Origin of the sequence: Pseudalgibacter alginicilyticus (assembly GCF_001310225.1) — a bacterium.
Classification (GTDB): Bacteria; Bacteroidota; Bacteroidia; order Flavobacteriales; family Flavobacteriaceae; genus Pseudalgibacter; species Pseudalgibacter alginicilyticus.
Map to the genome: position 1 here is coordinate 2198013 of NZ_CP012898.1, position 19155 is coordinate 2217167.

Consider the following 19155-nt stretch of genomic DNA (forward strand, 5'->3'; position numbering starts at 1 on the left):
ACGATGGAGAACAGTCTGTTAATCTAATTGTTCAACAAAATAAATCAAAACATACAAGCTTAAAAACTATTTATTTCTTACAATAAAAGCAGTATGGAATTTCAAACTACATTCCATACTGCTTTTAACATAATACTTCCTAACACATTCACAGATAGGTTTTAAATAAATAACATTGACTTAGGAATCAATTCCATTCAAAATCACCTGTTTCAATAGACCAGTCATTACCAAAAAATCCTGCACATTTTACAGCAGGTATCCCATTTTCTAAAACAGTATCATTAAACAATAACACATCAGGAAACGTTGTACCATTTACCAAATAATGATTCATATAAGCCGCTTTAAACCCTGTTTGTCCTGTTGCCGTAACAACTCCAACACTTGCTTTATTGCTATCTGACCGAGGTACTATAAAATACATACCCCATTCTGTACCTGCCAATACCTTTCCATTAAAATCCACTTTATTATCTTGAACTTGTATTGGGCTGTCTTTTAAAAGCATTTTCCAAGCACTATTATTGTCTTTATTTCCATAAACAACCACATTTCTATCTTTATATTTATTTAATGAAAAATCTACATCTTTAACAATTTCAATACTTCCATTGGCACGGTACCAAAATGTTTCAGCATCAAATCTAGCTCGATTATAATACCATTCATTTTCTGAAGGTAATCCCTTAGTTGCATATACAAACACAACATCATTATTAAAAGCATCTTTAAAGCCTCCGTTTCTATGTGGACCTTTTTCTTTTAAACTTGGGGTTGTAGTAAGTTGCCACTTTGATTCTGTTTTCTTTAAAAATATCGTTTTATTGCTTTTAATTTCGAAAACCTCCTCATCTACTTCAATGGTGTTTTTAATATCTTTTAAGACTGATAAATCAACTTCTATCAAAGCAGTATTTTCCGTCTTAAGTATATATTTATTTTCTTCTTTTGAAAAATCAAAGGAACTTGTTTCAAATGGCACTATTTGTTGGTGTATTGTTATAAAATGAGATGTTGCAGACACCCCAGGTGAACCTGTAAAAAATTCAAATGTTTTAATCTCATTAACGTCTTTAATAGTTCTATCCTTAAAAAAATCAAAGATTGGCTCCCAATCTATACTATGGTTTCCATACCAATGGGTGCCACCTGGATATTCATAATATGTAAAATCTGAATGAAACTTACCTAAACGTTCACGCATATCTCGAGCTATGTAAGTTGGCACTACACTATCTTCTTCACCATGTAGCACATACACCCCAAAATGCAAATAATTCCGAATAAGTTTTAAAGTCCTACTTGGTGTTCCCGCTCTATATATAAGACTTTCAACAGCTGTAGGCAAAGGTTTTGCTTTTAATCGAGCCACCACTTTAGGGGTTAAACCAAATCTAGACAACTGCTCTTGCGACATCTGTAATCTTCTTGTAAGAGATGCATCTCTATAAAGCAACAAGTCTGGGTAACCGGCACATGGAGCAATGGCTGCAAAATGGTCTGGATAAGTAGCTCCTAAATACCAAGTACCGTGTCCTCCCATAGAGTGTCCTGTTAAATAAATTCTCTTTGGGTCAGGTTCATAAATTCTTTTGGCTTCATTTAAAACCTCAAGTGCATCCAAACGCCCCCAATCTTCCCATGCAAAACCAAATGGTCGTCGATTGGTGGGAGCAATCACATTTCCCCAATCTTTCTGTTTATATGCATTAGCTTGATTTTCTGCTTTAACAGACGCTCCATGTACAGACAAAAATAAAGCTAACGAATCTTGTTGTTTATTAGTAGCTGGTGCTACACTAAAATATTGTACACTGCCATCAATATCACTTATAAAAGTTCGCTTATGTTTTTTATACTTTGAGTTAATTCTAATATTTGTTGTTGTTTTGGTATCAACCACTTGATTTCCATCTGACAAATTAAGAGTCATTTCAATTTTCCCTAACTTAGTAGTGTCAGTAACTGACGCAATTTTATAAGCAACTTTTTGCACACTTAAAGGTGCTATATCTTGAATTTTAGATTTCGTTACTTGTCCATTAATTTCTGATATGAGTTGATAATTCTTTATCCAATTTTCAGTTGTATTTATAACCCTAACAGCAGCTATATAATTTTTTTGTTCTTCCACTAAAATATCAGGAATTGTCAAGTCTCGAGTGGTTATTTGAACTTTTTTTTGTGGCTCAATCAACCTAGCCCGAATTCTTGGAAATCTGCCCACCTTCAAAACAAAGGTATTCATCCCTTTTTTTAATTTTAAAGGAATTAAATTCCACCCAAAATCATAATGATCACCTTCATGTGGTAATCCATTAATTAACGCTAAAGAATGCCCAGAAGCCTCAAAAAGCACGGTTTGTTCTATTGGTGATTTATAGCTCAAAAACACATAGCTTGACCTTAAGCTCCTATCATTAAAACTATTGGTACTATCTGTAGTTATTGCTTTCCATTTTTGTTCGTTGCCCTGAAAATCAATATCAAACACCTGGTTATTGCTTGGTAAATAATCCGATTCCATCAAAAATTTTCTAAATACCTTATCTTCAGGAAATGAGGAAGACTCAAAATGAAAATTCTGAATTTTTAATGCTAATCCAGATGTAAAAACGTGCAACAACTTACCCTCGTTAATGTCATCAACTTTTTCTTTTCCAAAGTATTCAACAATATTTCCTGTTTTATTTTGTGCTATTAAAATAAAAGGCATAAATAAACAAAACAAAAATACTGTTTTAATAGTAGTCATTATTTTCATCAGTAAATATATTTAATATCCTTAAAATTACTTTTTTAATTACATTTCAAAATATTTTTCGACCAACACCTAAACTCAAGCTTTAAAAGATTTAAAAAAGACATATTAAATAGTTAATCTACATAGTATTTCTTTAAATTTGCACCTCAATTTTAACAACAATGTACAGAAGTCATAATTGCGGCGAATTAAGAGTCGCAAACATTAATACAGAAGTAACCTTAGCAGGTTGGGTTCAAAAATCAAGAGATAAAGGATTTATTGTTTGGGTAGATTTACGCGACCGCTACGGCATTACCCAGTTGGTGTTTGATGAGGAACGCACTTCCAAAAATTTAATTAAACAAGCTCAAGACTTGGGGCGTGAATTTGTGATACAAGTTAAAGGCATAGTCATAGAACGCACCTCAAAAAATCCTAATATCCCAACAGGAGATATTGAAATATTGGTGTCTGAATTAACCATTTTAAACGAATCGATTCTACCTCCTTTTACCATTGAAGACAAAACAGATGGTGGTGAAGACATTAGAATGAAATACCGTTATTTAGATATTAGACGAAACCCTGTAAAGAACAGCCTAATTTTCAGGCATAAAGTTACTCAAGAAGTTAGAAACTACTTATCACAAGAAGGTTTTATTGAAGTAGAAACACCATATTTGATAAAGTCTACTCCTGAAGGGGCTCGTGATTTTGTGGTGCCTTCTCGTATGAACGAAGGTCAATTTTATGCCCTTCCACAATCGCCTCAAACTTTCAAGCAATTGTTAATGGTTGGCGGCATGGATAAATATTTCCAAATAGTAAAATGTTTTAGAGATGAAGATTTACGTGCCGATAGACAGCCAGAATTCACACAAATAGATTGTGAAATGGCATTTATTGAACAAGAAGATATTTTAAATGCATTTGAAGGATTGACCCGTCATCTACTCAAAGAAGTAAATGGTGTTGATATTGAAAAATTCCCACGAATGCTTTATGATGATGCCATTCGTTTATACGGAAATGACAAACCTGACATTCGGTTTGGTATGGAGTTTGGCGAGTTAAACACTGTTGCTCAACATAAAGATTTTGGTGTTTTCAACAATGCCGAACTAGTTGTTGGAATTGCAGTTCCTGGAGGTAATAGCTATACAAGAAAAGAAATTGATAAACTTATTGACTGGGTAAAACGCCCACAAGTTGGTGCTTTAGGTATGGTTTACTGCCGTGTTAATGACGATGGTACTTACAAATCATCCGTAGATAAATTTTATGATGAGGCAGATTTAGCTAAATGGGCAGAAATTACTGGTGCTAAAGCAGGCGATTTAATCTGTGTGCTTTCTGGTGACAAAAATAAAGTACGGACCCAATTAAGTGCTTTACGAATGGAATTAGCAGAACGCTTAGGGTTAAGAAATCCTAATGAATTCGCACCACTCTGGGTTATGGATTTCCCTTTATTAGAATGGGATGAAGATACCGAACGTTATCACGCTATGCACCATCCGTTTACGTCTCCAAAACCAGGTCAATTAGAATTATTAAAAACAAATCCTGGAGATGTAAAAGCCAATGCTTATGATTTAGTATTAAACGGAAACGAAATTGGTGGTGGTTCCATCAGAATTCACGATAAAGAAACACAATCCTTAATGTTTGATTATTTAGGATTTACACCTGAAGAAGCTAAAGCACAATTCGGATTTTTAATGGATGCTTTTCAATATGGAGCACCACCTCACGGAGGTTTGGCTTTTGGACTTGATAGGTTGGTAGCCATATTAGGTGGACAAGAAACCATAAGAGATTTTATAGCATTTCCTAAAAACAACGCAGGTAGAGATGTCATGATTGATGCCCCTGCCCCTATTGATGATGAACAATTAACAGAATTAAGTTTAAAACTTAATTTAAAATCATAAAAATTAAATCCTGCTAAAAGCAGGATTTTTTAGTAACTCGCATTTTATGCCTAAGCAAACTATTTTAAAGAACATACTTATTTGGAGAGCAAAACATATTTCTCACAGACAGTTTGTATATTTATTGAGTATTCTCATTGGGTTTACTTCTGGTGTTGGTGCAGTTGTTTTAAAAAACCTAACCCACTTTATTCAACATCTATTAGAAGGAAAATTAATAAATTACTACCACCATGCTTTTTCCTTTTTATTTCCTATTATAGGTCTTACACTAGTTTATCTTAGTATAAAGTATATTATTAGGAATAAGGTGAGTCATGGTATTCCATCAACTCTATATGCCATTTCAAAACGAAAAGGCATCATGAAACGGTACCAAATGTTTGGTTCTTTATTAACAGCTCCATTAACTGTTGGTTTTGGTGGTTCTGTAGGTTTAGAAGGCCCAACAGTAGCTACAGGTGCTGCTATTGGCTCCAATATTTCGAGAATGTTTCATATGAACCAAACTACTCGAAATTTACTAATAGGTTGTGCCGCTGCTGGTGCCATGAGTTCTATTTTTAAAGCACCTATTGCCGCTATTATTTTTGCTATTGAAGTCTTTAGTTTAGACTTAACAATAGCATCTATGTTACCCCTTTTATTAGCATCTCTTTCGGCTATTTTAACATCCTACTTTTTCTTTGGTGATGATATTTTATTACCTTTTATAATTGAAGATAAATTTGTTATTTCAGATGCACCATTTTATATAATCCTTGGGGTTTTTGCAGCTTTCACTTCCATTTATTTTTCTTTGGTTTATGATAAAATTCATTCCTTTTTCCATAAAATAACATCACCTGTAAAACGCTTAATGATTGGAGGCTTAGGATTAGGGATTCTTATTTATTTTATACCACCACTTTATGGAGAAGGCTTTGATGTTATTAATAACCTTATTGCTGGTAATCCTGAAAAAGCTTTGGAAAATAATATTTTTCACTTAGACTTAACTAATGTTTGGACCGTCATTTTACTTTTGGTTGGATTGGTATTTTTTAAAGTTATTGCTAGCGCATTAACTTTTGGAGCAGGTGGAGTGGGTGGTATTTTTGCACCAACACTTTTTATGGGTAGTATTATGGGTAATTGCATCGCTAAAATAATTAACAATTGTGGACTTTTTAACACACCTATTTCCGAAAGTAATTTTACATTAGTAGGAATGGCCGGCTTATTAGCAGGTGTTTTACATGCTCCTTTAACTGCTATTTTCTTAATAGCAGAATTAACAAGTGGCTATGAGCTTTTTATCCCCTTAATGCTTACCGCTACGATTTCATTCAGCATTACCAAATACTTTAGTTCCCACTCAGTTTACAATATGGAATTGGGTAGAAAAGGTGAACTCATTACACATGACAAGGATCATGCTGTACTCACACTAATGGATATCGATAAAGTTATAGAAACCAATTTCATAGCTATTAATCCTAAAATGAATTTAGGAGAGATGGTGCAACAAGCTGTTATAAAATCAAATAGAAATATCTTTCCTGTGGTCAATAAAAAAAACGACACGTTACGTGGTGTTATTTTATTAGATGATTTAAGACCCATCATGTTTGATCAATCGTTATATCTTGAAGTTACTGCAACAGATATTATGCAACCAGCACCAGAAATTATTAACCTTGACAAGGATAAAATGACAGATATTATGAAAAAATTTCAAGACAGTAGTGCTTGGAATTTACCCGTTACAAAAGATGGTAAATATTATGGGTTCATATCAAAATCAAAACTATTAACAGCTTACAGACGACAATTAATTACCTTACAAGGAAAGCAGTAAATTTAGAACCAAATCACCTTTTTCCAAATTCACAACTTTAAGTCACAAATATTACCACTGCTTTTATCTACAGATATTTTTTTTAGTACTTTTATCAAATGCCATCTAACTTAAAAAACCCATTACGCAAATTTCTAATATGGAAATACAAGTATATTTCTGAACGCCAATTTGTTTATATTCTTAGTATTTTAGTTGGCTTTTTAGCAGGTATGGGTACAGTGGTACTTAAAAACTTAACTCATTATATTCGTCAGATATTTGAATTAGATTTTTTTAGCAACTATCAAAACTCACTTTATTTTATACTCCCCATAATAGGGCTACTACTTGTTTACATCATCAAACAAACATGGTTAAAAAAACATATAGGACATGGCATTTCAACCACATTACACGCCATCTCAAAATTAAATGGTATCATCCCTCGGTACAATATTTTTGCAGCATTAATTACAGCACCACTAACCGCAGGATTTGGGGGCTCTGTTGGACTGCAAGGACCTGCGGTTAGCGTTGGATCCGCTTTAGGCTCAAATTTAGCTCAGCTATTTCGCATGAGTACTAAAACTCGTTTACTTTTAGTGGGCTGTGCATCTGCAGGCGCAATGGCTTCTATGTTTAAAGCACCAATTGCTGCCATTATTTTTGCTGTAGAAATTTTCAGTTTGGATATTGCATTTGCATCTTTAGTTCCTTTGTTATTGGCATCAGCATCAGCTGTATTAACTTCATACATGTTTTTAGGCACCGATGTATTGCTCCATTTTAAATTAGTAGATAAATTTGAAGTAGATCACATTCTCTTTTTTATTCCTTTAGGAATTGTAACGGCTTTAGCTTCAGTATATTTTTCAAAAGTATTTTTTGCCATCACCAATTTTTTTAAACAATTTGAAAGCAGAGCAATACGTCTATTAATAGGCGGCTTAGCCATTGGTACCATGCTATATTTTATACCACCACTTTACGGTGAAGGTTATGGCATCATGAACAACTTGTTAAAAGGAGATCATCTTGCTGCTATTGGGTCAACACCTTTTAATTTTGATTTATCAAATATTTGGGTTGTTATTGCACTTTTGCTTGGCATTTCTGTTTTTAAAGCCATAGCCATGACCACTACTTTTGGTGCTGGTGGCGTAGGAGGTATTTTTATCCCAACGCTAGTTATGGGAAGCGCTCTAGGGAACGCTTGTGCCAAAATAATTAATAATTTAGGACTAAACATTCATGTATCAGAATCTAATTTCACCTTAATTGGTATGGCAGGACTCATGGCAGGCGTTCTCCACGCTCCTCTCACTGCTATCTTCCTTATTGCAGAAATTACTGGTGGCTACGAATTATTTGTTCCACTAATGGTTGTGGCTGCCATATCATTTGCTATTACAAAATACTATGTTTCTCATTCTATATACACCATGAAACTTGCAGAACGAGGCGAACTCATGACACATGACAAAGACCAAAATGTACTCATGGTTTTGGATATTGATAAGGTCATAGAAACAAATTTTATCATATTAAAACCTGAAATGACATTAGGAGAAATCTTAAAAAAAGCCGTTGCTAAATCCTCTAGAAATCATTTCCCTGTGGTTGACAACAATCATGAACTATTAGGCGTTATTCGATTAGATGATATCCGACATATGATGTTTGATACCAATTTATATAACACTATAGATGCAGCAAGCCTTATGCATGCCGATGCTGGCATTATTGATTATGATACTGATAATATGAACAGTATTATGGATAAATTTAAAAATAGCGGTGCATGGAATTTACCTGTCATTAAAAGTGGAAAATACTATGGGTATATTTCAAAGTCTAAATTACTAACGGCTTACAGACAACAACTTATCAAATTCACTAAATAAATTCTATGAGTCTTATTAATCATTTTACTCAAACAATAAATTAATTATGAAATACCTCATCATCATACTAACCATCTTCGTTTTTACAAGCATCTTCTTAGGACTTATATTAGATGTGCCTTACTCACAAAAACTAATTGGCTTTGGAGTCATGGGTTTATTTTTGATCGTTTTCCCTCTATTTTCATACCACCGTTGGAAAGACAAAAACCCAAAGGACTATATGCTTACCAAAGAAAATTTGGATAAAATGAGAGAAAACCAAAAAGATGAAAGCAAATATTAAGTTTTTAAAGAAAATTTGGTTCTCCTCAGAATCGTACTTACTTTACAATAGCAATTCAATTTAAATTCCGTTTTTCAATAAAAAAACGCTTTAAAAGTACAGACGCCTCATCTTCTAAAACACCACCTCTGATGATGGTTTTAGGATGTAGCTTCGTTTTTAAATTAACACAACCCCGCTCTACATCTCTCGCTCCATAAACAATATTAGAAATTTGACTCCAATACAAGGCCCCTGCACACATTTGACAGGGCTCCAAGGTAACATACAGTGTACAGTTTAGAAGATATTTTCCTCCTAAAAAATTAGATGCTGCAGTAATAGCTTGCATTTCAGCATGAGCTGTTACATCAGTTAAAGTTTCCGTTAAATTATGTCCTCGGGCAATAATTTTATTATCAATGACAATCACAGCTCCCACAGGTATTTCTCCTTTTTCATAAGCCAACTCAGCTTCTTGAAGAGCGCGTTTCATAAAATAGGTATCATCAAAAGGTTCTATCATAATAGCAAAAATACGAATTCATTCTTGTACTTTTGCTTGGTGCAAAAAAGTCTATTACATACTATTCATACCCCAAAAGAACTTCGTCTTTTAAATCAAAAAGACTTACCACAACTTGCACAAGAATTACGTGAGTTTATAATAAACATAGTTGCTACTAAAGAAGGACATTTAGGGGCTAGTTTAGGCGTTGTAGAATTAACCATTGCCTTGCATTATGTTTTTAACACCCCAATCGATCAACTTATTTGGGATGTTGGGCATCAAGCCTATGGGCATAAAATTTTAACAGGTAGAAAAAATAATTTTCATACCAACAGACAACTTGGAGGCATCAGTGGCTTTCCAAATAGAAACGAAAGTAACTATGATACTTTTGGAGTTGGTCATGCGTCCACCTCAATTTCGGCAGCATTAGGAATGGCAATTGCTTCCAAATTAAAAGGCGAATTTGAAAAACAACATATAGCCGTAATTGGAGACGCCAGTATTGCAGGAGGTATGGCCTTTGAAGGCTTGAACCACGCAGGTGTTACAGATACTAACTTATTAGTTATTTTAAACGATAATGCTATTGGAATTGACCCTAGTGTAGGCGCACTTAAAATGTATTTAACCAATGTAAAAAAAGGTACTCAAAAGCGAAATAATATTATTAAAGCCTTGAATTTTGACTACTCTGGCCCTATTGATGGACACAATATTAATACCATCATTTCTGAATTAAAACGCCTAAAAAAAGTAAAAGGACCTAAATTTTTACATGTCATTACCACTAAAGGTAAAGGTTTAAAACAAGCTGAAACAGACCAAGTAAAATACCATGCCCCTGGGCTGTTTGATGCTAAAACAGGTGAATTGATTGTCAAATCTGGTTTCAATCAACCACCTAAATATCAAGATGTTTTTGGATTTACTATAGTAGAACTTGCCAAACTAAACAAAAAAATTATTGGCATTACACCTGCAATGCCAACAGGCAGTTCGTTAAAATATATGATGGACATTATGCCTGATCGTGCTTTTGATGTGGGGATTGCAGAGCAACATGCGGTAACATTGGCAGCAGGAATGGCAACTCAAGGGTTAATCCCATTCTGCAACATCTATTCTACCTTTTTACAACGAGCTTACGATCAAATAATTCATGACGTAGCTTTACAGAATTTACCTGTTATTTTCTGTTTGGATCGCGCAGGATTAGTTGGAGAAGACGGTCCCACACACCATGGTATTTTTGATTTATCATATCTACGAAGCATACCCAATCTTATTATTTTTGCTCCACGGAATGAAGTGGAATTACGAAATATTATGTACACAGCTCAATTGGGCTTAAAACACCCTATAGCTATTCGTTATCCTCGAGGACAAGGTGTAACGAGGAATTGGAAGCAGGCTTTTACTAAAATAGAAATAGGCAAAGGTACTCAACTTAAAAAGGGGGATAAATTAGCTATTTTAAGTATTGGTAGTATTTCAAAAAATGTAACAGAAGCCATTATTGATTTGCAAGTATCACATTACGACTTGCGCTTTGTAAAACCTTTAGATGAAACTTTACTACATGCTATTTTTAAAAACTATGAAACCATTGTTACCATAGAAGATAATAGTATTAAAGGTGGTTTTGGATCTGCTATTTCAGAATTTGCATCAGAAAATAATTACAAAAACACTATAAAAATCTTAGGAATTCCTGACGTATTCATAGAGCATGGTGATGTTGGAACACTTCAAAAATCTGTTGGGTTAGATGCTGAAAACTTAAAAAAACGTTTTAGTTTACTTTACCGTTAAGAATCTCCTAAATGTTTTATACTATTAGATAAAACTTATAAATTTGTTTGAATTCGAATATTTTTCACTCAAAATAAAATCGATTTCATTATAATAATTTCTATAACACCCATTATTAAAACTCATATGAATCATTTAAAAAATAAAAAAGCCATTATTACTGGTGGTGGTAGAGGACTTGGAAAAGCAACTGCAATAGCTTTTGCTAAAGAAGGTATAGACGTTGCCATCACAGGTAGAAATGAAGCTGTTTTAAAGCAAACAGTTTCTGAATTAGAACACTTTGGAATTAAGGCTACCTATGCTGTTTTTGATGTTGGTAATTATGAGGATGTTAAAATAGGAATTGCTACCATTATAAAAGAATTAGGCTCAGTTGATATTTTAGTAAATAACGCTGGAATTGCTGCTTTTGGAACATTTAATGATATGCCTGTTAGCGAATGGAGCCAAATTATCCAAACCAATGTTATGGGTATGTATTATGTAACCAAAGAAGTTTTACCTTATTTGATAAACCAAAATGAAGGCGATATAATTAATATATCGTCTACAGCAGGATTAAGTGGTAATGCAACCACATCGGCATATTCAGCATCTAAATTTGCAGTTATTGGTATGTCCGAATCTTTAATGAAAGAGGTACGTAAAAACAATATTAGAGTTTGCACATTAACACCAAGTACTATTGTATCTGATATGACAATTGACTTAGGTATTGCAAAAGAAGGCACCGAGGATAGTGTATTACAACCTGAAGACTTTGCTGAATTGATAGTTTCAGGATTAAAGCTTCCAAGAAGAGCGATGCTTAAAAACGCTTCTTTATGGTCTACAAACCCCTAATTTACAAATATTTTTAAACACAGAAACTCTGCATATTATTAGGGATTGAAGAAAGTTATTTAAAATTCAATCCCTTTTATTTTTTTATAATCCAAAATAGCTTTGCTATCTGAAAGCAACGACACATAATAACACACACTTGAAAGCCTATTGTATAAACTACTATCATCCGTTTTGATATTATTAGGCAAGCCTTTTAAAATAAGCTTATCATAATTGGATGCCGTATTGTTATAACAATTATTAGCTGCTTGTGTATAAGTATCCAACAAGGTATTTATAACACCATACCCTGCAATTTCTTTATCAATAACTTCGGTAGATTGATAGATGTTTTCAACACTTATTTTTATGATATCTTTTATTTGAGCGTTATATTGACTTTTATCAAGTAATGCACAATCAAAATCACCGTTTAAAATAGCTTTTTCATGTTCCATAAAAATTTCTACAGCTTCGTTTATGAGGTTTCCTATGGCAAGTGCACGCAAATAACCAATACGATCTTGTTTGGTAGAAAGTGCATAATAATTTTCTGGACGGATGTTACTTCTTATTATTTTGGAAAGGTATTCTAAGGCAAATTCCTCTTGAATTAGACCTAAATTAATTCCATCTTCAAAATCAATGATGGTATAACAAATATCATCGGCCGCTTCAACTAAATATGCCAATGGATGACGTGAATAACTTAAGTGATCATCACTTCGTTTTAACAAGCCCAACTCGTTAGCAACATCTAAAAATTCTTTTTTTTCAGACTGAAAAAAACCATACTTTTTGTCTGCTATATGGTTGGTTGGTTTTTTAGGTAAAGATTCTTTAGGATATTTTGTAAAAGCACCAAGTGTAGCATAACTTAAACGTAACCCCCCTATGCGTCCCGCTCTGCTCTCAGTTAAAATTTTAAAACCATTAGCATTACCTTCAAAATCACATAAATCTTGATATTCTTTTTCTGTTAGTTGATTTTTATAATGTTTCCCATTTCCAGTTTTAAAAAACTCTCCAATAGCTTTTTCTCCAGAATGCCCAAAAGGCGGATTTCCAATATCATGAGCCAAAGCTGCTGATGCAACAATAGCTCCAAAATCATTGGCTTGATAACCATGAATGTTATGTAAATGTGGGTGTTTTTCTAATAATTTTTGCCCTACACGTCTTCCTAAACTTCTACCAACCACACTAACTTCTAAACTATGCGTTAAGCGTGTGTGTACAAAATCAGTTTTAGATAGTGGTATAACTTGGGTTTTATCTTGAAGGCTTCTAAATTCTGAAGAAAAGATAATTCTATCATAATCTACTTCAAATCCTAATCGGGTTTCATCTTGTTCTTTTCTTAAACGTTTGTTGGTATCGCCAAAGCGTTTTAATGATAGTAATTGTTCCCAGTTCATAGTATCTTTTTTGCGGTAGCAAGATACTTATTTTCTCTTCATTTTATATTTGAATTAGATAGAATATCTGTGCGGTTAACTTTTAAAAACCCAAAACAAAAGAAGCTATTTCAAAAACTCGTGAATTTACTATTAGAAATTTACGTAAGTAAAAATATTAAATTGGTCTCTACCATTAGTTTCAAAAAACTGATTCATATAACCTGCTTCCAGTCTTATATTACTATTTAAATTATAACCTATTCCAGCATAGACTCTATTTCTATCAAATACAGATGTTTCTGTGTTTAAAAAAACCTCATTATAAGCAGAAGCATAAAAAGCATTATCCTCTTTATTGGTGAAAGGAACATTTAACGCAAGAAAATAACGAAAACGCATTTTAAAATCATCTTCAACAAAACGTTGTTCAAAGCGATATCGGTGGTTTAACTTTACGCTACCAACTGTCTGACCAGAAGTAAATTGTTGAAAAATACGGTGCTCATTTACCGATGTTTTATCATCTGATGCTCCTTCTGTATAATTTTTCGACAATATGTAACCATAGCCCAATAACAGATTGTTTTTACTATCATTAAATGTATATCCCAATCCTGTTCTTAAAAGCAATTGCTCTAAATCGCCAATGGCGTTATAATTTCTATATTGAATTTCATTATGGATATTCCAGTTATTATTAAGTTTTTTATTTCCTATATAAATTAACCAATTACCGAAATCACTTTCTTGACTTTGAGATAATATGGGCAGTATTAATGTTACCATTAATACTGCCATACTAATTTTCTTTTTCATTTTCTTTTTTCCCATCAATAGGTATTGTTATGCAAAAGTGACTTCCCCTGTATTAATATCATACATGGCTCCAATAATCATAATTTCACCATTTTTCTCCATTTCTGAAAGAATTGGGCTCTCTTCATGAATTCTTTGAATTGTTAATTCAACATTTTTTTGCGAAACACTATCAACAAACTCTAAATTTTTAGAAGTTCTTAAACTTTCATCTTTAGGTTCTGAAACAGCATTAACTGCAGGCGTTATTTTTTCAATAAGCTTAGTTAGGTTTCCCATTTCTGCATGATCACAAGCCCCTTTAATTGCTCCACAACTTGTGTGTCCTAAAACAACAATTAATTTAGTTCCTGCCAGTTTGCAAGCAAACTCCATACTTCCTAATATATCTTCATTTACAAAATTACCGGCTATCCTAACGCTAAATATATCACCTAAACCTTGATCAAAAACCAATTCGGCAGAAACTCTAGAATCTATACAGCTTAATATAGTTGCGAAAGGAAACTGTCCTTCACTTGTATCATTTACTTGTTCTAATAAATTTCTATTTGCTTTTAAATTATTTTGAAACCTTTGATTTCCCTCTTTTAAAAAGTCTAATGCCTTTTCAGGAGTCATAGTTGCTTGTGTTTCTTTTGTATGTGCTTTCATATTAATATTTTTTTTAAATAATATAACTAAAATTAAACTTCCAAAGTAGGCTCAATATTATCTAAATGGCTTGATTCCTTAAAATTACCGCAAGCTGAAATATAATTTATATTTATATCATTCTCTTTAGAAATAGATTTTTTTAGTCTTCTTGGTAAATATCCGTTTCTTATTATAGAAGTTGCTTTAGGCTTTTTCACAGCTTAGAAGTTATATTATTTTTCATTATGTTTTTGTTTTTAACTTAAGCTTAACTTTGATTTTGGTCTTTCCTTAAAGAACTTCACAAAACTTTCAGGATTTTCAACAATACCTCGTTTTGATACTAATTTAATGTCAATCTCTCGCTCCTTTGCTTTAAACAGAAAATCTTCTAATATCTCAATAATGTCATAATCTAAATATCTTGTTTTTATTAAATCAATCTCTAAATAGGTATTTCTTGGTAGGTTATCCAATTCTTTAAGAATGGCCCCTTTATTAAAGAACGTAACCTCTTCCGCTAATGTCATTTTTATTTTATGCTTACCATTGCTTTTATCTTCAATATTAAGAAAATGAGAATTCTGGTAACTTTTAAGTAATATAACTATAATTCCAACTAATAAACCTATACCTATACCAACTAATAAATCGGTAAAAACGATACCTATAATTGTAGCAAAAAACGGCACAGACTGCTTCCAACCTAAGTCGTACATTTTTTTGAACAATGCCGGTTTAGCTAATTTGTAACCAACTAACAATAATATAGCAGCTAAAACAGACAATGGAATCATGTTTAACAGCTTAGGAATTAAAACAACAGATATTAATAATAAGAATCCATGAATAATAGTAGACATTTTACTTTTACCTCCAGACTGAATGTTAGCTGAACTTCTTACTATTACTTGGGTAATTGGCAGTCCACCTATTAAACCAGAAATAATGTTACCAGTTCCTTGAGCTAACAACTCTCTATTAGTTGGTGTTACGTTTTTGTCTGGATCAATTTTATCAGATGCTTCCACACTTAATAAAGTTTCTAAACTTGCTACTAAAGCCAAGGTAAATGCGGTTATCCAAACATGATGATTTGTTATAACTGCAAAGTTTGGAAAACTAAATTGATTGATAAATGAAGCTGCATCTTCAGGTATTGGCACACTTACTAAGTGCTTTGATCCAATAGATAGTAATTCATTATCTTGAGTTACAATATAAAAAATAATACCTAATACTACCACAACAAATGGCCCTTGTATTAATTTAAAAATTTTAGATTTTTCACTCAATACTTGCTCCCAAAATATCATAAGTAACAAACTTACAATTCCTATGATAGCAGCTCCAATATGGATGTTACTCAACATATTGATTAACTCAGAAAATGTATTACCCCCATCAATCTCAAGAAACTCAAGATCCCAAGCAGACTCTTCATCATAACCAAAAAAGTTAGGTATTTGTTTTAAAATAATTATAATACCAATACCGGTAAGCATCCCTTTAATAACTGATGAAGGAAAATAATACCCAATTACTCCTGCTTTTAAAACTCCAAAAATCAACTGAATAACACCAGCTAAAACTACAGCTACTAAAAAGTTTTCATAACCTCCTAAATTGCCTATAGCTGTTAATACAATTGCAGCAAGCCCTGCTGCCGGACCACTAACACCTAACTTAGAGCCACTAAGACTTCCTACTACAATTCCTCCAACAATTCCAGCAATAACACCTGAGAATAAAGGAGCTCCACTGGCTAGTGCAATACCCAAACATAATGGTAATGCTACAAAAAACACGACTAAACTTGCTGGAAAGTCGTTTTTAATATTTTTAAACATAAAATAATAAGTTTTTGCCTTCAGCTTTGAAACAAAACCAAAAAACAGTTAAAAAATTTAATAAATGGACTCCTATAAAGTCCTAAAAACCTAAATTATATTATGTGAAAATCTGGTGGGGGAGAGATTAGATTTAAATGTGGCTTTGGGTAATTTTTAAAAAAATACTCTAAGTTATTTTCATCTTCATTAGAAAACATCTCAGTTTCAATTGTGTTTGTTTCTGAAAACAAATCATTAACTTTTTTCACTTTTGGGGTACTATTTTCTTCTTCTTCAGCAGAGGATGCTGTGTAATAAATAGAAACATCAATAGTATTATCAACCATAACAAGGATTGTTGGCCCCGCTATAAAGAGCAAAAATATGATAGTTAATAAATTTGAAACTATGTTTCTTAACATGTATTTCTTAATATTTTTAAGAATTGCAAATATAAAAACGTTTCTCATTATTTTATGTTAAGTATTTCTTAAAACCCTTTAACAACAAGGTACTACACTATATAACAACAAGTTATACCAACAACAAAACATCTCTTAACATTAAGGTAACATTTTAATCATTTATGCTTAATAATAACGTAACACCTTTATTTTATTTATGATAGAAATTTGTAACATCTATATAATCATATTTATTTTAATGAAACATTTAGTCATTTTATTTTTAATACTGTTTTCTACATTTAGTTTTTCACAAAATAGTGGGCTAATTGTTGGCAATGTTTTAGATGGAGAAATGAATGGAAACCCATTAATGGATGCTAATATATCTATAAAAGGCACCTCTACTAATACTACTTCAGATTTATCAGGCTTGTTTCTTTTAGAAAATCTAAAAGACGGTGATTATACGCTGGTTTGTAGTTTTGTTGGTTACGAATCAAAAGAAGCTAAAGTTAAAATTACCTCTGGAGAACCTACTGAAATAAATATAACTTTAAAAGCAAGCACTTTATCATTAAATGATTTTGCCGCTTTAGGTATATCTCCTCAGGATACAAAACAAGATAAAACGGTTTCAATTATAAACTAATTTTTAATTAAAACAAATTGCAATAGTTTTTTATAACCATAAAATATATATTTTTTAGATAGCGCTCTCACACCACATGTCTACAAAACACTAATTATCAGCACAGTAAGATTTAACTCCAATAATATTCAACATCTAATGTTAACTTATTGTTTCTAATATTTACAAAAACATCTTTTCTCATAACATTACGGTAACCGTTTTTTGAAGCTTCTTTAACTTTTGGATAACCTCAACTTTACATAGTAGCAGTTTCTTTGTGGCAGTAAAAAACAAACAAATAAATTTAAAATTAAAAAAAAAATGAAAAAATTAAATTATTTATTTATATCAATGCTATGTTTAGGGCTTGCAACAGGATGTAGCAGTAGTGATGATGACAATGATGTTGATGATGATGAAAACCAAAATGTTATTACTAAATCAGGAATTTTAACTGCTAATGAAACTTGGACTGCTGATAATATTTATTTGTTAGATGGTAAAGTAGTAGTAAATGAGGATGTTATTTTAACTATAGAAGCTGGTACTATTATTAAAGGTGCTGAAGGTTTAGAATCATTAGCTTCTGCTTTAGTAGTGGATCAAGGTGGTAAAATTATTGCAAATGGAACAGCTGCTAAACCAATTATTATGACATCTGAATTAGATAACATTGCTGTTGGTCAAACTTCAGGAACAAATTTAAATCAAGAAGATGTTGGTCTTTGGGGAGGTTTAATCATTTTAGGTCGTGCACCAATATCTGAAAGTGGTGATGTACAAACCGCGCAAATTGAAGGTATTCCTGCTACAGAGCCTTATGGACAATACGGAGGAACAGATGAAGATGATAACTCAGGTGTTTACAAATACATTTCTGTAAGACATGGTGGAATTACTATTGGAGCTGACAATGAAATCAATGGTGTTACTATGGGTGGTGTTGGTAGAGGTACTACTATGGACCATATTGAAGTAGTAGCAAACCAAGATGATGGTTTCGAATGGTTTGGAGGAACTGTAGAGTGTACTAACTTTATTACTTGGGCTAATGGTGATGACGGTTTAGATGCTGATCAAGCTTGGTCTGGATATATAGACAATGCGGTAGTAATTCAAGGAACTGAATCAGGTAGTGCTTTCGAATTAGACGGTCCTGAAGGATCTGCGGCAACTGAAGATTCTTATACAATGAAAAACATCACTTTAATTGGAAACTCTGCCAACAACAGCAAAATAGTAGATGCAAGAGATGGTTTACTTGCTAGTTTAGAAAATATATTAGTATATAATTTTAGTTCAGGAGCTACAATAAACTTTGATGATGACCAATCAATTATTGAATTAGCTAATGATAGATTAACTTTTACAAGTTGGGAAATTGTTTTACCTACTGGTGTTGCAACTGTTTCTGACCTTATAAGTGTTACTGTTGACCCAGATGATCCTAATCGAATAACAGAAGTTGTTAATGAAGCTAAAGTTACAAATAATGTTACAGCAATTACTTCTTCTTCTGAAGCAACAGTAGGCGCAAACACAACTGTATTTGGATGGACTTATGCAGCTGCACAAAACGCATTCTAAATCAACAAACATAATTTA

General features: G+C 32.6%; 16 protein-coding genes. 8 read left to right on the forward strand and 8 right to left on the reverse strand.

From position 1 onward, the window contains the following. Positions 1-187: 187 nt before the first annotated feature. The gene (locus APS56_RS09235; protein ID WP_054727429.1) at positions 188-2767 is read right to left on the reverse strand and encodes a carboxylesterase family protein; all 2580 of its coding nucleotides are present in this window, start codon (positions 2765-2767) and stop codon (positions 188-190) included. 161 nt (positions 2768-2928) lie between these two features. Here APS56_RS09235 and aspS point away from each other — a divergent pair, with 161 nt between their 5' ends. The 4 genes from aspS (at position 2929) to APS56_RS09255 (ending at position 8695) form a co-directional block, all read left to right on the forward strand. Next, a complete protein-coding gene (aspS, locus tag APS56_RS09240; RefSeq protein ID WP_054727432.1) occupies positions 2929-4683 on the forward strand; it encodes an aspartate--tRNA ligase in 1755 nt (584 codons plus the stop codon). 46 nt (positions 4684-4729) lie between these two features. Beyond that, positions 4730-6523 (forward strand): chloride channel protein, encoded by a 1794-nt coding sequence (locus APS56_RS09245; protein WP_054727434.1) that lies wholly within the window; start codon positions 4730-4732, stop codon positions 6521-6523. 98 nt (positions 6524-6621) lie between these two features. Then, on the forward strand, positions 6622-8409 hold the full coding sequence (locus APS56_RS09250) for a chloride channel protein (RefSeq protein ID WP_054727435.1): 1788 nt from the start codon (positions 6622-6624) through the stop codon (positions 8407-8409). Between the two features lie 46 nt (positions 8410-8455). Continuing rightward, complete coding sequence (locus APS56_RS09255; RefSeq protein WP_054727437.1) at positions 8456-8695, forward strand: hypothetical protein; 240 nt, start codon at positions 8456-8458, stop codon at positions 8693-8695. 55 nt (positions 8696-8750) lie between these two features. On the opposite strand, the gene APS56_RS09260 is transcribed toward APS56_RS09255, so the two are convergent. After that, on the reverse strand, positions 8751-9200 hold the full coding sequence (locus tag APS56_RS09260) for a nucleoside deaminase (RefSeq protein WP_054727439.1): 450 nt from the start codon (positions 9198-9200) through the stop codon (positions 8751-8753). Between the two features lie 39 nt (positions 9201-9239). On the opposite strand from APS56_RS09260, the gene dxs reads away from it, so the two are divergent. Both dxs and APS56_RS09270 read left to right on the forward strand, forming a co-directional pair. After that, entirely contained in the window at positions 9240-11000 is a 1761-nt protein-coding gene (gene dxs / locus APS56_RS09265; protein WP_054727441.1) for a 1-deoxy-D-xylulose-5-phosphate synthase, read from the forward strand. 126 nt (positions 11001-11126) lie between these two features. Continuing rightward, the gene (locus APS56_RS09270) at positions 11127-11846 is read left to right on the forward strand and encodes a 3-ketoacyl-ACP reductase (protein WP_054727443.1); all 720 of its coding nucleotides are present in this window, start codon (positions 11127-11129) and stop codon (positions 11844-11846) included. A 59-nt stretch (positions 11847-11905) separates the two neighbouring features. On the opposite strand, the gene APS56_RS09275 is transcribed toward APS56_RS09270, so the two are convergent. From APS56_RS09275 to APS56_RS09295, 6 genes are all read right to left on the reverse strand, one after another. Next, the gene (locus tag APS56_RS09275) at positions 11906-13246 is read right to left on the reverse strand and encodes a deoxyguanosinetriphosphate triphosphohydrolase (RefSeq protein WP_054727445.1); all 1341 of its coding nucleotides are present in this window, start codon (positions 13244-13246) and stop codon (positions 11906-11908) included. Positions 13247-13378: 132 nt separating this feature from the next. Next, on the reverse strand, positions 13379-14044 hold the full coding sequence (locus APS56_RS09280; protein WP_236778406.1) for a DUF2490 domain-containing protein: 666 nt from the start codon (positions 14042-14044) through the stop codon (positions 13379-13381). 27 nt (positions 14045-14071) lie between these two features. Continuing rightward, positions 14072-14698: a carbonic anhydrase family protein gene (locus APS56_RS09285; RefSeq protein ID WP_054727447.1), complete on the reverse strand. Its 627-nt coding sequence runs from the start codon at positions 14696-14698 to the stop codon at positions 14072-14074. A gap of 32 nt (positions 14699-14730) precedes the next feature. Next, positions 14731-14898, reverse strand: coding sequence for a hypothetical protein (locus APS56_RS16965; protein ID WP_157757641.1), 168 nt, complete (start codon positions 14896-14898; stop codon positions 14731-14733). Positions 14899-14937: 39 nt separating this feature from the next. After that, a complete protein-coding gene (locus APS56_RS09290; protein ID WP_054727449.1) occupies positions 14938-16530 on the reverse strand; it encodes a SulP family inorganic anion transporter in 1593 nt (530 codons plus the stop codon). A gap of 95 nt (positions 16531-16625) precedes the next feature. After that, positions 16626-16934: a hypothetical protein gene (locus APS56_RS09295; RefSeq protein ID WP_054727451.1), complete on the reverse strand. Its 309-nt coding sequence runs from the start codon at positions 16932-16934 to the stop codon at positions 16626-16628. A gap of 241 nt (positions 16935-17175) precedes the next feature. Between APS56_RS09295 and APS56_RS09300 the strand changes: the two genes are divergently transcribed. Together APS56_RS09300 and APS56_RS09305 are read left to right on the forward strand one after the other, a co-directional pair. Further along, a complete protein-coding gene (locus APS56_RS09300) occupies positions 17176-17568 on the forward strand; it encodes a carboxypeptidase-like regulatory domain-containing protein (RefSeq protein WP_054727453.1) in 393 nt (130 codons plus the stop codon). A gap of 303 nt (positions 17569-17871) precedes the next feature. Continuing rightward, positions 17872-19137, forward strand: a complete 1266-nt coding sequence (locus APS56_RS09305; protein ID WP_054727455.1) for a hypothetical protein — start codon at positions 17872-17874, stop codon at positions 19135-19137. Positions 19138-19155: the final 18 nt, after the last annotated feature.

Coding starts and splice junctions, on each gene's coding strand:
- APS56_RS09290 (WP_054727449.1), bottom strand. CDS start 16,530: ATGTTTAAAAATATTAAAAACGACTTTCCAGCAAGTTTAGTCGTGTTT.
- APS56_RS09280 (WP_236778406.1), bottom strand. CDS start 14,044: ATGAAAAAGAAAATTAGTATGGCAGTATTAATGGTAACATTAATACTG.
- APS56_RS09285 (WP_054727447.1), bottom strand. CDS start 14,698: ATGAAAGCACATACAAAAGAAACACAAGCAACTATGACTCCTGAAAAG.
- APS56_RS09275 (WP_054727445.1), bottom strand. CDS start 13,246: ATGAACTGGGAACAATTACTATCATTAAAACGCTTTGGCGATACCAAC.
- aspS (WP_054727432.1), top strand. CDS start 2,929: ATGTACAGAAGTCATAATTGCGGCGAATTAAGAGTCGCAAACATTAAT.
- APS56_RS09235 (WP_054727429.1), bottom strand. CDS start 2,767: ATGAAAATAATGACTACTATTAAAACAGTATTTTTGTTTTGTTTATTT.
- APS56_RS09260 (WP_054727439.1), bottom strand. CDS start 9,200: ATGATAGAACCTTTTGATGATACCTATTTTATGAAACGCGCTCTTCAA.
- APS56_RS09255 (WP_054727437.1), top strand. CDS start 8,456: ATGAAATACCTCATCATCATACTAACCATCTTCGTTTTTACAAGCATC.
- APS56_RS09250 (WP_054727435.1), top strand. CDS start 6,622: ATGCCATCTAACTTAAAAAACCCATTACGCAAATTTCTAATATGGAAA.
- APS56_RS09270 (WP_054727443.1), top strand. CDS start 11,127: ATGAATCATTTAAAAAATAAAAAAGCCATTATTACTGGTGGTGGTAGA.
- APS56_RS09295 (WP_054727451.1), bottom strand. CDS start 16,934: ATGTTAAGAAACATAGTTTCAAATTTATTAACTATCATATTTTTGCTC.
- APS56_RS09245 (WP_054727434.1), top strand. CDS start 4,730: ATGCCTAAGCAAACTATTTTAAAGAACATACTTATTTGGAGAGCAAAA.
- APS56_RS09300 (WP_054727453.1), top strand. CDS start 17,176: ATGAAACATTTAGTCATTTTATTTTTAATACTGTTTTCTACATTTAGT.
- APS56_RS09305 (WP_054727455.1), top strand. CDS start 17,872: ATGAAAAAATTAAATTATTTATTTATATCAATGCTATGTTTAGGGCTT.